This is a genomic window from Enterobacter sp. N5-15 (assembly GCF_057221635.1).
The window spans coordinates 3,661,370-3,679,696 of record NZ_CM170150.1 but is presented as its reverse complement, the minus strand read 5'-3'; the positions used below and the strand labels follow the sequence as shown (position 1 = coordinate 3,679,696).

Sequence of the window (18,327 nt, the reverse complement as noted above, 5' to 3'; positions counted from 1 at the left end):
TTTTTCCATTTTTTGTTGGTGACAGAATGTTTTTTTTTCGAAAATGGTGTCGGAAGCGTCTGGCTAAGGGCAAGAATGAGTCGTTCCAGGTGTCAGGCAAGGAAATTTACTGGAGTATAGAAATTGTCATTCAAAAAGAGGGACTTCATGGCTGATTTAGACAGGGATTTTACCCCTGATGAGTTACTCATCGTATTTCGTAAAAAGAGGAAAGCGTTACGTTTTCATCTCGGGGTCAGACAGAAACATATCGCCAGGCAATGGCTGAATAAAGATACTGAAATTGTTATCGTGCTACAAACAGGGAGACAAACGAAGGATGAAGATTTAGCGCGGCGACTTGCTGATGAGCACGGAGAGAAAAAATGGCGGCGTTATCTGAAAATTTTCAGTCTTTCAGAATGGATGATAAAGGGGATCAGGAACGATATGTCTAAGGCTGAACAATACTGGGAGCAGGGAACATCGGCTCTCGAATCTGATCCAGATCATGCGGTGCAATTAATGCTGAGGGCTATCGCGTTGTTGGATCGCGGTCTGAAACGCAGTGAATCCGCAGCAGGTAAAAGAATCAAGGAACGGCATAAACTCAATTCTGCTTATGGCGGAAAGGTCAAAGCGACACGTTTTGATGGCGTTAAAGACGAAGTGATAAAACACCTGGAAGCGCAACCTGAGGGCTGGGAAACTAAAACCGATGCCATCAACGCAATTATTAAAGCGTTAAGGCCCTATCTTGAGGAGCATGGATGGCCTTCCGCACAGGATAAAAACGACTCACGGGACGCGGCAATGGTGGAGGCAAGCCAGAGCAAGTTGTTGGCTGAATGGTCAGTCAAAGACAAAAGAGTGAAGGCGGCGTTCGCGAAGGCAGTACAAAAACGTATCGGGGTGTCGCAAAATCGATAGTCCGGTACCTTGAGAGCGCTACGTGATTCAATGTGACTGCCTTTTCTCAGATGTGGCTGTGCAGAAGAGCATAGAGCTGATAATAAGACGATACGAGCTCCCCTGAACATCATCATCTTTTTAGCGATACTGACAGGGTTGATAGCGATACAACTTTTTAATGGTATGCCGGATCACACTGTCCAATCTGGCAATGGTATTCGTCGTGTAAAACCGCCTCTGCCGCTGGTACCCCAGGTCATGGGTTAATGCTTTGTAGTCCTTCTAAGATACAAGCCGTAGGCTATTGCGCACCATGTGAATGATACAGAACTTAATCCGCTCTCCGGATAAACTGCATTAATGGCGTCAGAGGTGCTCTTCAGCTCATCAACGTAGGTGATGAGGATATCTTAACTTCGGCACAACTCAGCTCATAGCTTAATTAGTTGATAAAAATCAGCGTGGGGCCCCTCGCTATATCTGCTCATAGATCAGGTTTGACTTGACGCAGCTATTACACAAAACTAAACCAGCTACTCTTAAAATCCGAGAATGTACAGTCTCTAACGGCTTTCCAATAGTTACCGAAATTCTCAACGACTAGGTAAATGTCATCATACAGCGGTCAGTTCTGCATCCGAAGTATATTTGCTCGTATGTTAACCTAGCATTAGTACAACATCATTTTTAGGCGAATGGCCCAGCAGGCTTTTTACTCCTTAAAAATTCACTTCTGGTTAAGTAAATCATTTAATGATTTTTGTCATTTAAATCAATTGGTTAATTTTAATTGCGATTTGCTTTTAACCCTAGCGATTTAGACGTATTATTTTGAGATTAATCCACTTGCCATGAATTCCCTACCACATTTCAAATGTGAATAGAGAATGATTTTAAGGTTATATATCATGGAGTTATTGAGGTTTTTGGCGGCGATTTTAGTAATTTACTTGTTGTTTTTTAGAAAGAAAAAACGTAAATCTCCAAAGTCTTATGCTTCAAGCCCCGTGAAGGCACCACCAAAAGAATGGCTCGCTGACATCAAGAAAAAAGAGGCGGTTGTGCGAAACGATGATAGTGAAGACGATAACCTTGCAACTTTTACATTGAGCGGTGGCCGGGGTGTTGAACTTCGGGTGACAACCAATCATTACCGGAACACCTCAAAGTCAGCAGGTGCACTAGCTCGATGGGTACTTCCGGGTGAGATGATAACTGTAGCTGGTGTAGCAATTAGCGGTGGCCACATATACTTGGGGCAACGTATGAAGCCCTCCGGTCAGGAATCAGGCGGCTATTATGACGATGGAAATGAGGCATCATTAATTGATGACACATGTAAGATAAAACCTACTTCTTATCTTTACGAGGACAGTTCATTAGGATACTGGCCCAGGTTTTCCTCTCTTTCCCCAGAAGCACGCGGTGCGTATGTCAGTTGGCTCGCCAGCGATAGGTCTGATCAATCGTGTCCTATCGGCTATGTTTTTATCTACCTCTACGGCCTGGAAAGAAAAGCGCTCATAGATTCCATTGACCCAAAATTCCCTGATGCTGAGTTCCGTAATCTGTTCAAAGAAGTCGCTCGGTTAAGAGCCGTATTCATTGAGAACCGCTCATTCCGTGGATATTCGGCCCAGTTACTCGAAGCCATGTCTATTCTGCGCCCGAACATGGGCTTAGCCACTGAGCTCGATAGCAATTCAGGTTTCAGCAACAGCATGCAATTTAAGCTGGCTCTGGCAAAAACTGTACATGAAGGAGTTCCTGTATCAGCTGAACTGGCGTTGAACTGGGTAATAAACCACACCGAGTATTCGCTGCGTACCCCGGCTCGCCGCTGTGCTAAAGAGTTTGCTGCGCTTTTCAAACGGCGTTACACCCTCAAATATGGTGAAGGGATGGTCGTTAAGGCGAATAAAACGCGCCTAAGGTTAGATTACACACCAGCAAGTCCTAGTTTGCGAGGTGTTCGACTCCCTGTTCCCGACCTGCCTGATCCAAGTGCGTTGAAGAGCCCTGTCCAGAAAATTATGGCTCTTGCCGACATATGTACGGATGAACTTGATGCTTATAGTCGCTACCTTGGTAGGAAAGGTAAGTCAGTCAATGATACGGCTGCAATTATGTTGCTCCCTTCAGAGATCGTTAATGAAAGCGCAGAAAAAATATTAAGCTCATTCAAACGCTGGGCTGATGAGGCGATCCTCGTCAAGGAGGGGTTAGTCTCAGTTGCTGACTTTTGGGCACATATGAATGCCAGTTGCCCCAATAAGATCAATAAAAAAGAGGCCGATTTGATGCAGGCCTTTGCTCTGAAGATGGGTTACGGTCTGGCACCTGACCCGTATTATCACCATGTGAAGGCGGATGTTGATGGGACACTTGTTCTATTCCCTGCCGCCGAAGGTGGACGCTTCTCACCTTCTTCTGAATTTATCTCAGCAGTAATGACGCTCAGATTAGGGGCGATGGTCGCCTTGATTGACGATTCTCTTGATCAAGCTGAACAGAAAGTGCTTGAGAATGCCATCAACAACAATACTGGCTTCACCGATGATGAAAAACGCTCTCTACATGCGTATTTAACGTGGCAACTTCATACCCCAGCCAATATGACAGGAATGAAAAGCAGGATTGAGTTGATGGGGGCCGCGGAAAAAGCTGCTGTGGGTAAAGTTATCGTTAGTGTTGCCTGTTCGGATAGGACAATAGCGCCTGCCGAAATCAAACAGCTTGAGAAGATTTATTCAAGTTTGGGGCTGGATCCCTCATCTGTCTCGAGCAATATCCATCAGCATTCCGCAACTGAACATGATCTCGTCTCGTCTATACCAACTGATCAGCCAGCAGTAGGGTTCACACTGGATGCTAATGTACTTGCCCGCCACGAATCTGCCACGGATGATGTTCGTAAATTGCTGAACACAATTTTCACCGAAGAAGAACCGGAAGAGCCAGAAAGCGCTCCAGCCTCATTAACGGAGGCGGGGGGGCTAGACTCCGCACATAGCCAGCTTTATCGCAGTTTGCTGGAGAAAGAACAGTGGTCCCGGAAAGAGGCGACAGAATTGTGCGGAAATTTGAATTTGATGCTCGGCGGTGCGCTTGAGGTGATTAATGACTGGTCCTATGCGGAGGTTGATGCTCCGGTACTGGACGATGCCGATGATGATATCTGGGTTGACCTGGAAATTGCCAAAGAATTAGAGGGATAGTGAATGTCTGTAACACGTATAAGAGTGAAAGAACGCGACGCTATTATTCAGTCACTTAAGTCAGGTGTAACGCCAAGGATAGGCATTCAGCATATCCAGGTTGGCCGCGTGAATGAGATCACCGCTCTCCACCAGGATATTGAGAGGATTGCTGACGGTGGTGCAAGCTTCAGACTTATCATCGGTGAATATGGTTCTGGTAAAACGTTCTTTCTGAGTGTTGTGCGCTCTATTGCGCTAGAGAAGAAGCTGGTGTCAATCAGTGCAGACCTTTCTCCTGACAGACGCATTCACTCATCGGGAGGTCAGGCTCGTAATCTCTATTCTGAGCTTATGAAAAACATGTCCACCAGAAACAAGCCGGATGGTAATGCGTTACTTAGCGTTGTTGAAAGATTCGTTACGGAGGCAAGGAAGGAAGCTGACACGAACGGCTCCGAGGTTTCATCAGTTATTCATAAACGCCTGGCAGCACTATCAGATATGGTCGGCGGATATGACTTTGCGAAGGTCATTGATGCATTCTGGCGCGGGCATGAGCAGGATAACGAAACACTAAAATCCAATGCTATTCGCTGGTTGCGGGGAGAGTACACCACTAAAACTGATGCCCGTAACGATCTCGACGTTCGGACTATTATCTCAGACGCTTCATTCTATGACTCTTTGAAGCTGATGAGCCTTTTTGTCCGCCAGGCAGGCTATGCCGGTCTTTTGGTCAGCCTCGACGAAATGGTGAACCTCTTTAAACTGAATAATACGCAAGCAAGAACAGCGAACTACGAACAGATTTTGCGGATCCTGAATGACTGCCTGCAAGGCTCAGCCGAGAATATTGGTTTTATCCTCGGGGGGACGCCAGAGTTCCTTTTCGATCCTCGCAAAGGTCTTTACAGCTATGAGGCGCTCCAATCACGTCTGGCGGAAAATCGGTTCGCGCAAAAAGCAGGAGTGATTGACTACTCGTCTCCCACTTTGCATCTTGCCAGCCTCACCCCTGAGGAACTGTATATTTTACTGAGAAATCTTCTTCATGTTTATGCAGGCGGAGATCCAGAGAATTATCTGGTTCCAGATGAGGCACTGACTGGATTTCTGCATCACTGTAGTAAAACCATTGGAGACGCTTACTTCCGTACCCCCCGTAATACCATAAAAGGTTTCCTGGACATGCTGGCCGTGCTGGAACAAAACAGAACGATGAACTGGCAAACACTAATCGAGGGTGTGGCGATTGAAGAGGACAGGCCCAGCGAAATGGATGACGCCATTATAGAGGAAAGCGATGACGACGACGGACTGGCTAACTTCAAATTATGAGCAGTGCCTATGATAGTCTCGATCCCCGCGTCCGCAAGTGGGTTTACAAGCAGGGGTGGTCTACATTAAGGCCCTTGCAGGAGAGTTCTATCCCGGCAATTTTAGCCCGTGATCGAGACGTGCTAATCAGTGCAGGCACAGCAGCGGGTAAAACAGAGGCTTTCTTTCTTCCTGCCTGTTCGGCAGTTGCAGATCTCACTAATGGATTTGGCATCGTCTATATCAGTCCGTTGAAGGCATTGATTAACGATCAGTACCGTCGTCTTGAGAGCCTTGGAGATGCATTAGAAATGCCAGTGACTCCTTGGCACGGGGATGTACCACAAAGCAAAAAGAAGAAGGCTCGGACAAACCCTGCTGGCATTTTACTGATTACACCTGAGTCACTTGAGTCTTTGCTCATAAATTCAATGGGCTGGCTCAAACAGGCGTTTTCGTCAGTCGCATACATCGTTATTGATGAGTTTCATGCTTTCATTGGCTCAGAGCGTGGTGTACAGCTGCTTTCTCTGCTCAATAGAATTGACCATGTGTTAGGACGCCTGGTAAATCCAATTCCCCGCGTTGCGTTGAGTGCCACGCTGGGGGAACTGGAAAAAGTACCCGAACTTTTGCGCCCGGACAAACGACTACCCTGCGTAACTGTTACAGATAGTAAGAGCGAGGCCACTCTTCAGGTACAGGTCAAAGGTTATCTGGAGCGAGTGCTCCAAAAAGAAGAAGAACTTCAGAGTTCAGCTGAACATGACGTTTGCGCTGACATTTTTAGACTTTGCCGTGGCGATTCTCATTTGGTCTTTGCAAACAGTCGAAAGCGGACTGAAAGCATTGCTGCCACGCTGAGCGACATGTGTGAGGAACATATTGTTCCCAATGAATTCTTTCCCCACCATGGTTCCCTTGCCAAGGAATTGCGGGAAGCGCTTGAAACTCGTCTTCAGAAAGGAAATTTGCCCACAACAGCTGTTTGTACAATGACGCTTGAGTTGGGAATTGATATCGGTAAGGTTAAGTCGGTTATCCAAGTTACGCCTCCGCATACTGTTTCCAGTCTGCGTCAGCGTATGGGACGTTCTGGGCGACGCGACTCCCCATCAGTTCTAAGAATGCTAATTACAGAAAATGAGCTCACTGTGACTAGCAGTATCGTTGACCACCTACGGCTGCATTTGGTCCAGTCGATGGCAATGATCAGACTGATGATCTCTAAACAATGGTTTGAGCCTGCCGATTCCCAGCAGATGCATTACTCCACGCTGCTACACCAGATTCTTGCTATTACCGCGCAATGGGGCGGAGTTCGTGCCGATCAACTCTGGTCACAGCTATGTCAAACAGGCCCGTTCCGTAATGTGGATATAGGCGATTTCAAAAGCCTGCTTAAACATATGGGGGCATGTGGCCTGCTCACTCAACTCGCTAGTGGAGAAATGGTTGTTGGGGCAGAGGGAGAGAAACTGACTAACCATTATACGTTTTATGCCGTGTTCAACACACCAGAAGAGTTCCGCATTGTCACCGGAAACAGAACCCTTGGAACAGTGCCTGTGGACTCCCCACTGCTACCAGATCAACACATCATCTTCGGTGGGCGGCGCTGGAGAGTGACAGAGATCGAGACAGAGAAAAAAGTTATCTATGTAGAGGCGACCAAAGGCGGTCAGCCACCACAATTTAGTGGGGGGGGAATGTCTGTTCATGATGCCGTTCGTCAGGAAATGCTCGCTATCTATAGGGAAGGTGATTACCGCATAGCAATAGGTAGCAAGAGAGTAGATTATGCCGATTCTGCCGCCAGAAGCCTATTTGCGGAAGGCAGTCGTAACTTCCAGAGTTATAACCTGCAAAATGAGTATTTTCTTACGAGCGGCCAATACTGTTACATCCTCCCATGGATGGGAGATAAGGTTGTCAATACGATTACAGCCTTGCTCATACGTTGTGGCTTTAAAGCTAATTCATTGGCTGGAGTTATAGAAATTGACGGCTCAAGTATCACTTCTGTTCAACAGGCCCTTAAAGGCCTGCTGCTGTCAGGCTTGCCCTCAGCGTTTGATCTTGCTGTAAATGTTCCAGAAAAGTACTTAGATAAATATGATGAATATTTACCAGAGTTTCTGCTTGCGAAAGGATTTGGGGAAAAAGCGTATGACATTGAAGGCGCGTGTACCTGGCTGAAAGAACATCTTCAGTAAACTGGTTACATAAAAAGGGGGAGATGTTCCCCTTAAGCTTGAGGCCGATTGATGATATCAATTTTCGCTCTTGGCTCGGATCTGCCAGAAATCGAGGTCATAAGGTCTGCTTTGAGCGAGGAGCGGACGTTGTGCACCTCTTCCCTGAGGCAAAAGCCTCTTGCGATTTACTCAAAAGTAGGCTGATACAAATCACCGTTCTTTTCAATCTTGTATCTTAACGACAACTTTGCCCTTCGCATGTCCTCCAGCAAGATAGTCAAGAGCATGCTTTGATTCTGCAAAGGGGAAAACCTTATCGATCACTGGAAGGACGTGTTCCGCTTCCACGAGCATACTTATTTGAGTGAGTTGTGCGCCATCAGGTCGAACGAACAGAAATGAATAGGTTTGGCTCCTCTTCTTTGCAAGACGTATGATTTTACGGCTCATCAGGCCGAATACAGTACGCAGAAAAATATTTAAATGTCGCTCACGTGCAAAAGCAGCATCTAATGGCCCAATGAGTGAAATAATCTTTCCGCCAGGCTTAAGAATGTGAGTGGACTTTTCTATCGTATCTCCTCTCACAGTGCCCAGAACAATATCGTAGCCACTCAGAACATTTTCAAACTCCTGCTTTTTATAATCAACCACTTCATCTGCGCCAAGACGACTAACCCATTCGACATTGACTAAACTTGTTGTCGTTCCCACTTTTGCGCCAAGGTGCTTCGCCAACTGGATGGCAAAACTACCAATTCCTCCTGAACCAGCCGGGATGAAAACCTTCTGTCCAGACTGCAAACAGGCTCTTTCTGTGAGCGCCTGCCAGGCGGTGAGGCTTACCATCGGGAGTGAAGCTGCCTGCACAAAATCGATATTTGCAGGTTTAATGGCCGCGAGACTTTCAGGAACAACGGCAAATTCGGCAAGAGAGCCTGTACCTCTGTCGAAAATACTCGCGAAGATTTCGTCGCCTGGCTTGAAACGCGTCACCCGGCTTCCTGTTGCAATCACAATCCCGGAGAGGTCGCTACCTAGTGTTGCTGGCAGCTTAAAATGCAAAACTGGTTTGAAAATTCCGGTGGGGATCATGTTGTCAATGGGATTGAGGCCTACAGCGTAAACCTTAACCAGAATTTCGTCAGGACCGATGGAAGGATAATCTATGTTATCAAATCCCAACTCCGGAGATTTACCATAGCGTTTAAACGTAAACGCTTTCATCGTCTTCGTATTCATTTGTTGTTTATCCTGTTGATTTTCCGGGTGCCAATGCCAATATTGCTGAGTAAAAAAGCGGTTCCCAGTAGCAGCTCGATAAATACTGCAAAAAGAATTTGCCCGTTAACATGTCCTTTGTACCATTCGAACAGGCCAGACACGGCTAACATGAAAGATATCGTACTAATGCCGGTGGCCAGAGCATATCGGGTTGGAGAAGGCTCAGCATTCCTCGCTAAAACATACATTGCTCCTGTTCCAGCGAAGAATGCAGCAGAACGTCGGCCGAGCACATTGGTACCTGGTGTGCTTTCAATCCCCCACAAGGCGAGGAGCTGTTCCGGGAAAATCATCCATACCGTAGCGAGGATGAAAAACAACACTGATGCCAGGATAGCCAGTCGCGAAAATTTCATTTTTATTCTCTAGCATCAAGCTGAAGACTATTTCTCACTACCTCATCCAGGATTTTTGAGGGCGCGAATTTGAGAAGAAAATTCAGTTTAGCCGCCAGCGTTCCCGCGGTATAACGCACTTTTGGTCGTAAATCCTCAGCAGCTTTAACCACTACGTCCGCCACAACTTCCGGACTTTCCGCTTCGGCCATTGCTTTGCTCACCACTTTCGTCAGCTTAGCCCGGATAAGGTCATACTCTTCAAGCCTGGCATCCGGTTCGATATTATTGGCTTCAAACTCGGTCTTTATGTAAGCAGGTTCAATGACAGAAACCCGGATACCCTGCGTGCGCAGCTCGTGATCAAGTGCTCCCGTGTATCCTTCGACCGCATGCTTACTGGCAGCGTAAAGAGCCACATACGGCAACGGAACGATACCGAGTATCGAACCAATGTTAATGATACGCCCGCTGCCCCGACGGCGCATATGAGGGACAACAGCACGTGTTAACCTAACGATGCCCAGAAAATTGGTGTCGAAAATAAGCCTGGCCTGATCGAGAGAGCTTTCTTCTGCAGCTGCTGGCGCGACCCCGAAACCCGCATTATTTACAAGAAGATCGATCCGCCCCTCCAGGCGCAGCAACTCATCAATGGCTGCCTCAACAGAGGCGTCGTCCGTCACATCCAGCGTCAATAGTGGAAAAGGATGTGTTCCCGCCAGCGCGCCACGCCGACTTGTGCCGTATACCGTAAAACCCGCAGCTAAAAGTTTAGTCGCTGACGCTTTGCCGATACCTGACGAAGCGCCTGTAACCAGCGCTACACGTTTTGTTGTCATACTGAACGAGACCTTTATGATTTGTTTGAGGTTTCTCATAGGGAATGAGAAAACCTGCTATCAGGGCGTTATGCTTTATTTGCCCGTCTGAAAAACACCTAAAAGATTGTTCTGCAGAGGGCAACTCTTTACTTAACGTGTTTTATATCGCTCTGCGGCTTCATCTTGTTTGATGTCTGAAAGCAGAGCCTGGCGGGAAGCATCGAGGGTCTCCCAGTGCGCAGCATTCTGTAAAGGCGGGATGGTGACGAGTTCGCGACGATCAAAACCCACCAGGGCTGCATCGACTAACTCACCTACTTCCATCATTTTGGCAAAGTTACTGATGTCGATACCCGCACGATCCCAAATTTCCGTGTACGTCCCGGCAGGCAGTACCGCCTGGATATAAATACCCTTAGATGACAGCTCCAGACTCATTCCCTGAGACAGGAAAAGCACAAAGGCTTTGGTTGCACCGTAAACCGTCATTGCAAATTCCGGAGCGAGCCCAACTATGGAACTGATATTGACGATAGAACCTTCGCCCGCTTTTACAAAGCGTGGTGCTACTGCATTTGCCAGTCTCGTCAGTGCCGTGACATTAAGCGCGATTAGGCGTTCTATCGATTCAGGCGTCTGCTCTGTAAAACTCCTGTACTGCGCGATACCTGCGTTATTGATAAGAATACCGATCTGCTCGTCTTCACGCAGACGCGCTTCGATAGTCGCTAAATCGACCGCTTGCGTGAGGTCGGCTGGAAGAACATCAACAGAAATGCCATTTTCCCGTCGCAGACGATCGGCCAGTATCTCTAACTTTGCTTTGTCGCGGGCGACCAGTACCAGGTCATGTCCCCGACGGGCAAATCGTTCAGCGTAAACAGCACCAATACCTGTGGATGCACCCGTAATGAGAACTGAAGCGTTAGTCATAAGTTGCTCTTCTTTATTAATGTGTAAACTGATTCCGCAATGTGCGATTCAGGTCGAACCGTGATATTCACAGATCTACTTGCTGGTTCCGGTAAGCGACGGATAATCGGTGTACCCTTGTGCACCACCGCCATAAAGCGTTTCAGGATTAAGTGAGGCCAGCGGCGCACCCGTCTTCAGTCTTTCAACCAAATCCGGGTTGGAGATGAACGGACGACCGAAGGCAAACAGATCGGCCTTGCCTTGCTCAAGCTGAGTGGTCGCCAGCGCCAGGTCATAGCCATTGTTACCGATCCAGGTGTTGTTAAAGCGTCGACGTAGTGAGTCGTAGTCGAACGGTGATACATCGCGCGGGCCGCCCGTAGCACCTTCAACCACGTGGAGATACACGATGCCTAATGCATTGAGTTGCTCAGCGAGGTAGTCATATTGAGGTTGCGGATCACTGCAAGAAATTGCATTAGCAGGAGATACCGGCGAAATGCGCACGCCGGTGCGTTCCGCGCCAATCTCATCTTTTACGGCAGCAGTGACTTCTAACAGCAGGCGAGCACGATTCTCGACAGAGCCGCCGTATTCATCGGTACGCTGATTAGCACCATCTTTAAGGAACTGTTCCAGCAGATAACCATTCGCACCATGGATTTCGACTCCGTCAAACCCGGCGACAATGGCATTTGCAGCTGCCTTTCTGAAATCATCGATGATCCCCTTTATTTCCTCCACTTCCAGCGCACGTGGTTCAGAAACATCAGCAAAACCGTTGTTCACAAAGGTTTTCGTCTCAGCGCGGATAGCGGACGGTGCGACTGGTGCAGCGCCACCAGGCTGTAAATCGACATGCGAAATTCGCCCTACGTGCCAGAGCTGTACAAATATACGCCCACCTTTGGCATGGACTGCGTCAGTCACTTTGCGCCAACCCTCTATTTGAGCTTGCGTATAGATCCCCGGTGTATCCTGATATCCCTGCGCTTGTGGCGAAATCTGCGTGGCTTCGGTAATCAATAATCCTGCTGAAGCTCGCTGGGCGTAGTAAGTCGCTGCCAGTTCGCCCGGTACCAGCCCAGCACCAGCCCGGTTACGCGTTAGAGGGGCCATCACGATGTGGTTGGCAAGTGTTATGAGGCCAAGATCATAAGGTTGAAATAATGCCTGGTTCGTCATGTTTATCCGCCTGTAAATGATTGGTTGAGGTACTGATTTAATGATGGTGATCATAATCTAAAAAGTCAACCAGTTTGATTATGATCATCATCAATGTATAATCAGGCTCTATTTGAAGAGGGTAGAAACGTGAAAGTGTCAAAAGAGCAGGTTCGCGAGAACAGGATGCGAGTTGTTGAAACGGCCTCAGAACTTTTTCGTGAGCGTGGTTACGATGGTATCGGGATATCGGAACTGATGTCTGAGGCAGGGTTAACTCACGGTGGCTTTTACAAGCATTTTGGTTCCAAGGCAGATTTACTGTCTGAGGCCATGAACTGCGGCTTTACGCGATCCGCAGAAAAAACTGAGGGTGTTAATCGGGAAAAATTTATTGAATATTATCTCTCCCGACAACATCGTGATGACATGGGAAAAGGCTGCGTGATGTCGGCTCTGGGTACTGATGCAGCTCGTCAATCTGAATCAATAAAAGAGACGTTTGCGGCCGGAATTGAGCGGCAACTGGAAGTTTTAGGAACCGAAAATGGCACGCGCGCTGACTTGATAAATACCATCGCGCATCTTGTTGGCGCCCTGGTGTTGTCTCGTGCCTGTCCAGATAATTCCGCTCTTGCTGACGAAATTCTGGATGTTTGTCGCGAGCGTCTTATCAGTCATGACTCTTGTAAGGGATGAATTTTCTGGTAAAAGAATTTTGCTGTGCGGTTCATTTAAATAAATTGCGAATGTCCGTTCCTGGCACTAAACGGGCTAAAGCAGACTGATTTGATGAGATAAGGGTATAGATGAATTCTCCATACCCTTAAACGATTACTTCCCAGTTGATTTGCTTGGTTTCAGTCCTGGGGTATTGCCGGGTGTATCCTTATTATCACGTCTGCGTTGATCGGGTTTTCCTGTTGATTTTGCGATTGGTTTTGGACCAGGTTTAAGCCCCATAATCATACTCCTTAGCCATGTCAGAGGTTATTCCTCAGTGTGGATATAAGGGGAGCGGTAAGAATAATCAAGCTTGGATGGGCGGTGAAAAGTGACTGCTTGACTATTATGTGAGCAATGTCAGATTTTAACACATAGCGGCCAGCCCATTACTGAAGTTAGCCAAAAATGAGTCGCGATGAGCCCTCAATAATGAGGGCCACCTCGGAGATTGTTAGGCTGATTTCGCCAATTGCCGATGCAGGACCTGAAGGCTAGTTCCCGCCCCTGCCCATGCAGCAGCCGAGCCGACCACATACAGGTTTTGCTTGGCGCGTGAGACGGCTACATTGATTATGTTTGGTGGGCTTGCCGCCCACTGACGTGCCCTTTGCTGACTCGCTTTCGGCGCACCCAGCAACAGGATTACCGTGTCCGCCTCTCGGCCCTGGAACGTGTGGATTGTGCCTACACGATCACGGCACCATTCATCCAGCTTTACGCCGAACGTTCGCAGCAGATCAGTTTCACTGTCGAGACGCCGACGCATGTTCTGCTCTACGATCTTGAATGGTGTGATGATAAATACGTCCGGATTTGTAATGCCCGATGCTGCCAGCTCTTTGAGCATTCGCACAACCGCTTCGCCCTCGTCGGGACACCACTTCGTCTCAGCATCGCCATTGATATCCACCCAGTGAGATCTCCCCAAAGCCGAGCCGATAGATCCGGGTTTTTTAGGCCCGACAGCATGGACCATCTGCCCGGCATAGGCGATGGAGTTAGAAACATCAAACATTGGGTTCTGGCAACGCCTGTGAACGAGCAATGGCAGCCCGACTTCTCGATCACCTACGTCCATGACGAAGGTGGATTTGAAGCGCGATGCCTGATCAGCAAGGGTCTGCGTAGATGCTGCGGGGGCAGACCATTCGACTTGGTCAATGTCAAAGAACTTGCAGATTTCGGCGTTCAGCTTTTCAGGAAGTGAAACTACAGGTGGGATTTGCAACGGGTCACCTACCACGATGGAGCGCTTTGCCCGCATGATAGCTCCAACTGCTGCCTGAGGAACGGCTTGGCCCGCTTCATCTACCAGAAGCCAACCAATGCTCTCTGGTGGCAGATCCCCGAACATCGTCCGAACAGAGGCGAATGTCGTGGACACGGTCGGCACAACCACGAAAAGGCTTGACCAAAGGTCGGGGAGAAGTTCACGGTGAGCGGAAGACTGGAAGGCACCAGCTACCATGCCTGACATCAATAACCCAAGATTGTGTTGCAAGCGGCTGGCCGAAGCATCAATGAACGTTTTATGCACAGTCAGGGCAGCGGCGAAAAGATCCTCCCGCAGGCGATGAACCTCATCGGGAAGCCAGGGTGCAGTGAGGTGGATAGCCTCGTGCTCGCGCTCGAAGAACCTCTCATCAACGACCCTGTCTCCCATACGGTTTCGTGCCTGTGCCTCGGTTGCCTTCAATTTCGAGACAGCCTGACATTTGCTGGAAATTTCCTGGTCGAGTTGCTGTAACTGGGACTCAGTATTGCTCCACTCAGCCCTTGCAAGCTCTAGGGCACCGTCCGTCCCCTGCGCCCGTATGACTGATTGCTGCAAGGTCGCCGAGAGCTTCTGCAGTGTCGATCTCCACGACTTCCAGGCCGCAGTCGCAAACAAACGGGAGAAGAAACCTGGACGGCAAGCAAGATGGCTGTCGAGCATGATCTTGTCCTGCTCGATCTGCGATTTTGCCTTCTCATGCTCTCGTTGGCAGGATTCAGCAGTCTTGTGTGCCTCTTCGACGGCTTCATTCAGACTCGGTCGACGCTGTTCAGCTCTTTGAAGTTCGGTGATCGCTCCCTTGAGCGCCTGGATATCCCGTCGCATCTCTTCGATGCTGGCGATTTCGGCGTCTACCGTCTCCTTAAGTTTAAGAAAGGCGGTTCGCGCTTTCTGCCAGGCCGCAGCAGCATCCGCTTCGTTGGTGCTGGGCCGCTCATTGACAACCACGCTGGGCATCACGCGATCGATGGTTTCGCCAGTTCGCTCGTCCTTGATCTCACGCATGACATTTATGCCGCGAGCTGCTTTCAGGTAGGTAAGGAAACCACCGTCTTCATTCCACCAGAAACCTTGCTGAAACGCGCCTCGGTTGCTGCTCTTGCCGAGAGCTGCGGCGATCAAACCCCAGGTTTCGACAGTGTCGGAGGGGATGTCCCCCTCGGCCTCGGCTTCGAAATAGCCGGCGCGTTTGGGATTCGCAATCAGGTCGCTGATGGACCGGAAGTAGGCGATCTGTTCATGGCGACCATTGGCTACCTTGAGAGGAAGCTCTTTACTGACGTTTTCGACTGCTTTGTTATTGGAGGAGGCTACGACGATCTCATGGCCCTTCAAGGATGCATGTAACTTGTAGAAGTGCAGGAATGCATTGGAACCGAATGCCAGCTTCTCGCCAGTTGTGGAAAAGGCATCCTGCGGTTTGTTGAAGCCGGACATCGCCGTGGCCCGATCGAGAATGCATCCAACGACGATATCCCGGAGAAGAGTGGTCTTTCCGGTTCCCGGAGGCCCATTGACGCCGATGATACCTGGAGCATCATTCAGCTCAGCACGCGCCGCATTCACGGCAGCCTGTTGAAGCAGCACCAGTGGATGGCCACCTTTCGAAGGCCAACGAGCCTGCGGCATGAGCGACGGTGCGACGAACGGCTCAACTGCGGAAATGGGCGATAGCACGTCGATTTTCTGGTCAGGTCTTCCAATTCCCATGTAGCGGCGCAAACCGGTTCCGGCTTTGCCCGTCTCGAGCAATTTGGTTGCTTCACCGAGATCTTCAAGATAGAAGGAATTCAGTAACGAAGGTTCAGGCGGCGCCTTAGCCTTGAAATGATGAAACACCTTAATCGCGAATGTGGGTGGCTCAACCAAATGCTCGGGTACACTGAACTGCGATACAAGCCATTTATAAGCGTTATGAACAACATTCAGATCGATCGGTATGGGTTCTCCATCTTTGTTGTGGTGGCGAACCATTCGAACCAGATGATCGATAATGCGCGGCTCAACATTCGGCCAATTCCCTAAACTCCCAAGCTTCAGATCGAGAGCCGGCTTGAGTGCCCAGGCAAAACTGGACACGGCAACGCCTTTGTCCTCAAGCACAAAGCCTTCTTTGTCGATCAGGATCGAGCCGATGGCCGCTTTCTTACCGTCCGGGCGTGAACGCTCCTCATCCTCGCCAAAAACCTTGACCAGCTCGTCCGTCGCCTTGTCGAGAGCGATGGAGCCGAGGACGACCTCGAAATAAAGCTTATAACTGGGCTTGCTGCGGGCATTTGGTCCCCATGGAACACCTCGCTCCAATAGAGCAACCCTAGAGCGGTCGCCGGTTGCCATATCCTCTGGGCGTTTATAAGCTTGAGGCGACAGTGCTTCGAGGGCTGTCCATGCTGCCAGTATTGCTCGCGCATCATTCGCCTTACCTGATGGAGAAAAAGACGGGATCGGACCAAGGTCGATTTGGTCTTTGTCGAATTGCTCTCGTATGGCAGAGTCTGGGATGGCCTTCAGTTGAAGTTGCTCTTCCGCAGCAGGCGAATTGTGGGGCACAACTCGAGAAGATTGAATGGACACCGAATCGGGATGGTGTGTTGATGGGCTGGAAGCCGATATGGCGACCACGCTGTGGCCGCTAAGAGCAAATAGAGATTGCTCGATTTTAGCCGTCAGCGTCCGCGCCCTGGCAGTGTTGCGAAAGGTCAGCTCGCTCAACAACTGTTCAAGTTCGCTAGCATTGTTGCTGGACTGCTCGAAGATTGCTTCCAGATCGAAGATTGATTTTTGCGCATACTGCCGTGTCTTCATTTATTTCTGCGGCTCCATATCCCTTCAATTAAGAGATATTATGCTAATTAGCTTGATTTCTAAAACTATTAGCTTTCGCTTGAAATATAAATTCTCATCTGGCCCACTACTAAAGTGGGAACTGTCATTAATTATCCGTCATCCCGTTAAACGCTCTCCCCTCATACCTCCCACAATCATACTTCCGCGATCAGCAGCCATAACAAAATCAGCCCACCATTGCATCATCGGTCGCCGTTGCTCAAGGTAATCACTGCGGTTATAAGCGCGACGTACCTCATTTTTGTCAACATGAGCCAGTGCTGCTTCAATGACATCAGGCAGAAATCCTTCCTCATTGAGTGCCGTACTAGCGATAGAACGTAAACCATGTGATACGAGTATGCCTCCTAAGCCAGCACGCTTGAGTGCAGCATTCACTGTCTGGCTGTTCATCGGCTGGGTAGGCTTAATGCGACTGGGAAAGATAAATTCTCGATTACCACTTAACGGCTTCATCATCTCCAGTATCGCGATTGCTTCATCTGACAATGGAACAGTGTGGTCGCGGTTCATTTTCATGCGTGATGCAGGAATCTTCCATTCTCGTGCCTCCGTGTCTATCTCTTCCCAACGAGCCTCAGCCGCTTCGGCAGGGCGGGTTATGGTAAGAAGTTGCCACATGAACAGGCAGCGTGTGGAAAGGCTAATGCTGGCCGTTCGCATCGTCTGCATTAACTGAGGCAGCTGATCCGGACGAATACTGGGCATGTTTTTCTTCTGCGGCTTCTCGAATGCCTTGCCAATATTGACACTGGGAACAGCATCAATCAGGCCCGTGTTTTGGGCATAGATCATGACCTCATTGATGCGTTGGCAAAGGCGACGAACAGTTTCCAGTGCACCTCTGGCCTGTACCGGTTGCACGGCCTGAACCAGCATATGAGCTTTGATATCTGTAACGCTGACGTCACCAATCGCTGGAAATACATCTCTTTCAAGAGAGCGCCATATGTCCTCTGCATAGTCCTCGGTAACACTGGCTTTCTTCACATTCCACCAACGTTCTGCCACTAGCTGGAAAGTATTAGTTTTGGCTTCAAGCAAACTACGCAGTTGTTCTTGCTGATGTTCCTGGGGATCGATTTGTTTCACAAGGAGAGAACGGGATTCTGCCCGATAGCTTCGAGCATCGGCAAGCGTAACTGACGGGTAGTGGCCAATGCTCTTTTTCGCTCGCTTCTTGGTCACGGGGCGAATGTAGCGAAATTGCCAGATTTTACTCCCGCTGGATTTGATCAGTAGCTCAAGGCCATCGCCATCATAGAGCACATAGTCCGCTTCCTTGGGTTTGGCAGATTCGATTTCCTTAACGGAGAGAGGTTTGGTTTGTCTTGCCATTGCCAGATTTCC

The 18,327-nt window shown here is 49.0% G+C and carries 12 protein-coding genes; 5 read left to right on the top strand and 7 right to left on the bottom strand.

The features are described 5' to 3' along the window. The first annotated feature begins 147 nt into the window (after positions 1–147). The 4 genes from AC2TE5_RS17335 to AC2TE5_RS17320 all read left to right on the top strand — a co-directional run bounded on the left by AC2TE5_RS17335 (position 148) and on the right by AC2TE5_RS17320 (position 7,624). Positions 148–909 (top strand): hypothetical protein, encoded by a 762-nt coding sequence (locus AC2TE5_RS17335; RefSeq protein WP_332942166.1) that lies wholly within the window; start codon positions 148–150, stop codon positions 907–909. A gap of 890 nt (positions 910–1,799) precedes the next feature. Next, positions 1,800–4,109, top strand: a complete 2,310-nt coding sequence (locus AC2TE5_RS17330; RefSeq protein WP_332942167.1) for a TerB N-terminal domain-containing protein — start codon at positions 1,800–1,802, stop codon at positions 4,107–4,109. 3 nt (positions 4,110–4,112) lie between these two features. After that, a complete protein-coding gene (locus tag AC2TE5_RS17325; protein ID WP_047058012.1) occupies positions 4,113–5,429 on the top strand; it encodes an ATP-binding protein in 1,317 nt (438 codons plus the stop codon). Next, complete coding sequence (locus tag AC2TE5_RS17320; RefSeq protein WP_159873020.1) at positions 5,426–7,624, top strand: DEAD/DEAH box helicase; 2,199 nt, start codon at positions 5,426–5,428, stop codon at positions 7,622–7,624. The genes AC2TE5_RS17325 and AC2TE5_RS17320 overlap by 4 nt, the downstream gene beginning before the upstream one ends. Positions 7,625–7,828: 204 nt before the next feature. Here AC2TE5_RS17320 and AC2TE5_RS17315 read toward each other — a convergent pair whose 3' ends face one another. The 5 genes from AC2TE5_RS17315 to AC2TE5_RS17295 all read right to left on the bottom strand — a co-directional run bounded on the left by AC2TE5_RS17315 (position 7,829) and on the right by AC2TE5_RS17295 (position 12,149). Beyond that, on the bottom strand, positions 7,829–8,848 hold the full coding sequence (locus AC2TE5_RS17315) for an NADP-dependent oxidoreductase (protein ID WP_332942168.1): 1,020 nt from the start codon (positions 8,846–8,848) through the stop codon (positions 7,829–7,831). Then, positions 8,845–9,246, bottom strand: coding sequence for a hypothetical protein (locus AC2TE5_RS17310; protein WP_332942169.1), 402 nt, complete (start codon positions 9,244–9,246; stop codon positions 8,845–8,847). The genes AC2TE5_RS17315 and AC2TE5_RS17310 overlap by 4 nt, the downstream gene beginning before the upstream one ends. Before the next feature lie 2 nt (positions 9,247–9,248). Beyond that, the gene (locus AC2TE5_RS17305; protein ID WP_332942170.1) at positions 9,249–10,067 is read right to left on the bottom strand and encodes an oxidoreductase; all 819 of its coding nucleotides are present in this window, start codon (positions 10,065–10,067) and stop codon (positions 9,249–9,251) included. A gap of 132 nt (positions 10,068–10,199) precedes the next feature. Next, the gene (locus AC2TE5_RS17300; protein ID WP_252052509.1) at positions 10,200–10,982 is read right to left on the bottom strand and encodes an SDR family NAD(P)-dependent oxidoreductase; all 783 of its coding nucleotides are present in this window, start codon (positions 10,980–10,982) and stop codon (positions 10,200–10,202) included. A gap of 75 nt (positions 10,983–11,057) precedes the next feature. Then, positions 11,058–12,149: an alkene reductase gene (locus AC2TE5_RS17295; protein ID WP_252052510.1), complete on the bottom strand. Its 1,092-nt coding sequence runs from the start codon at positions 12,147–12,149 to the stop codon at positions 11,058–11,060. Between the two features lie 129 nt (positions 12,150–12,278). Between AC2TE5_RS17295 and AC2TE5_RS17290 the strand changes: the two genes are divergently transcribed. After that, complete coding sequence (locus tag AC2TE5_RS17290) at positions 12,279–12,827, top strand: TetR/AcrR family transcriptional regulator (protein WP_180264377.1); 549 nt, start codon at positions 12,279–12,281, stop codon at positions 12,825–12,827. Positions 12,828–13,305: 478 nt separating this feature from the next. Here AC2TE5_RS17290 and AC2TE5_RS17285 read toward each other — a convergent pair whose 3' ends face one another. Beyond that, the gene (locus AC2TE5_RS17285) at positions 13,306–16,935 is read right to left on the bottom strand and encodes a DEAD/DEAH box helicase (protein ID WP_332942171.1); all 3,630 of its coding nucleotides are present in this window, start codon (positions 16,933–16,935) and stop codon (positions 13,306–13,308) included. A gap of 138 nt (positions 16,936–17,073) precedes the next feature. Continuing rightward, the gene (locus AC2TE5_RS17280; protein WP_332942172.1) at positions 17,074–18,315 is read right to left on the bottom strand and encodes an integrase domain-containing protein; all 1,242 of its coding nucleotides are present in this window, start codon (positions 18,313–18,315) and stop codon (positions 17,074–17,076) included. Positions 18,316–18,327: the final 12 nt, after the last annotated feature.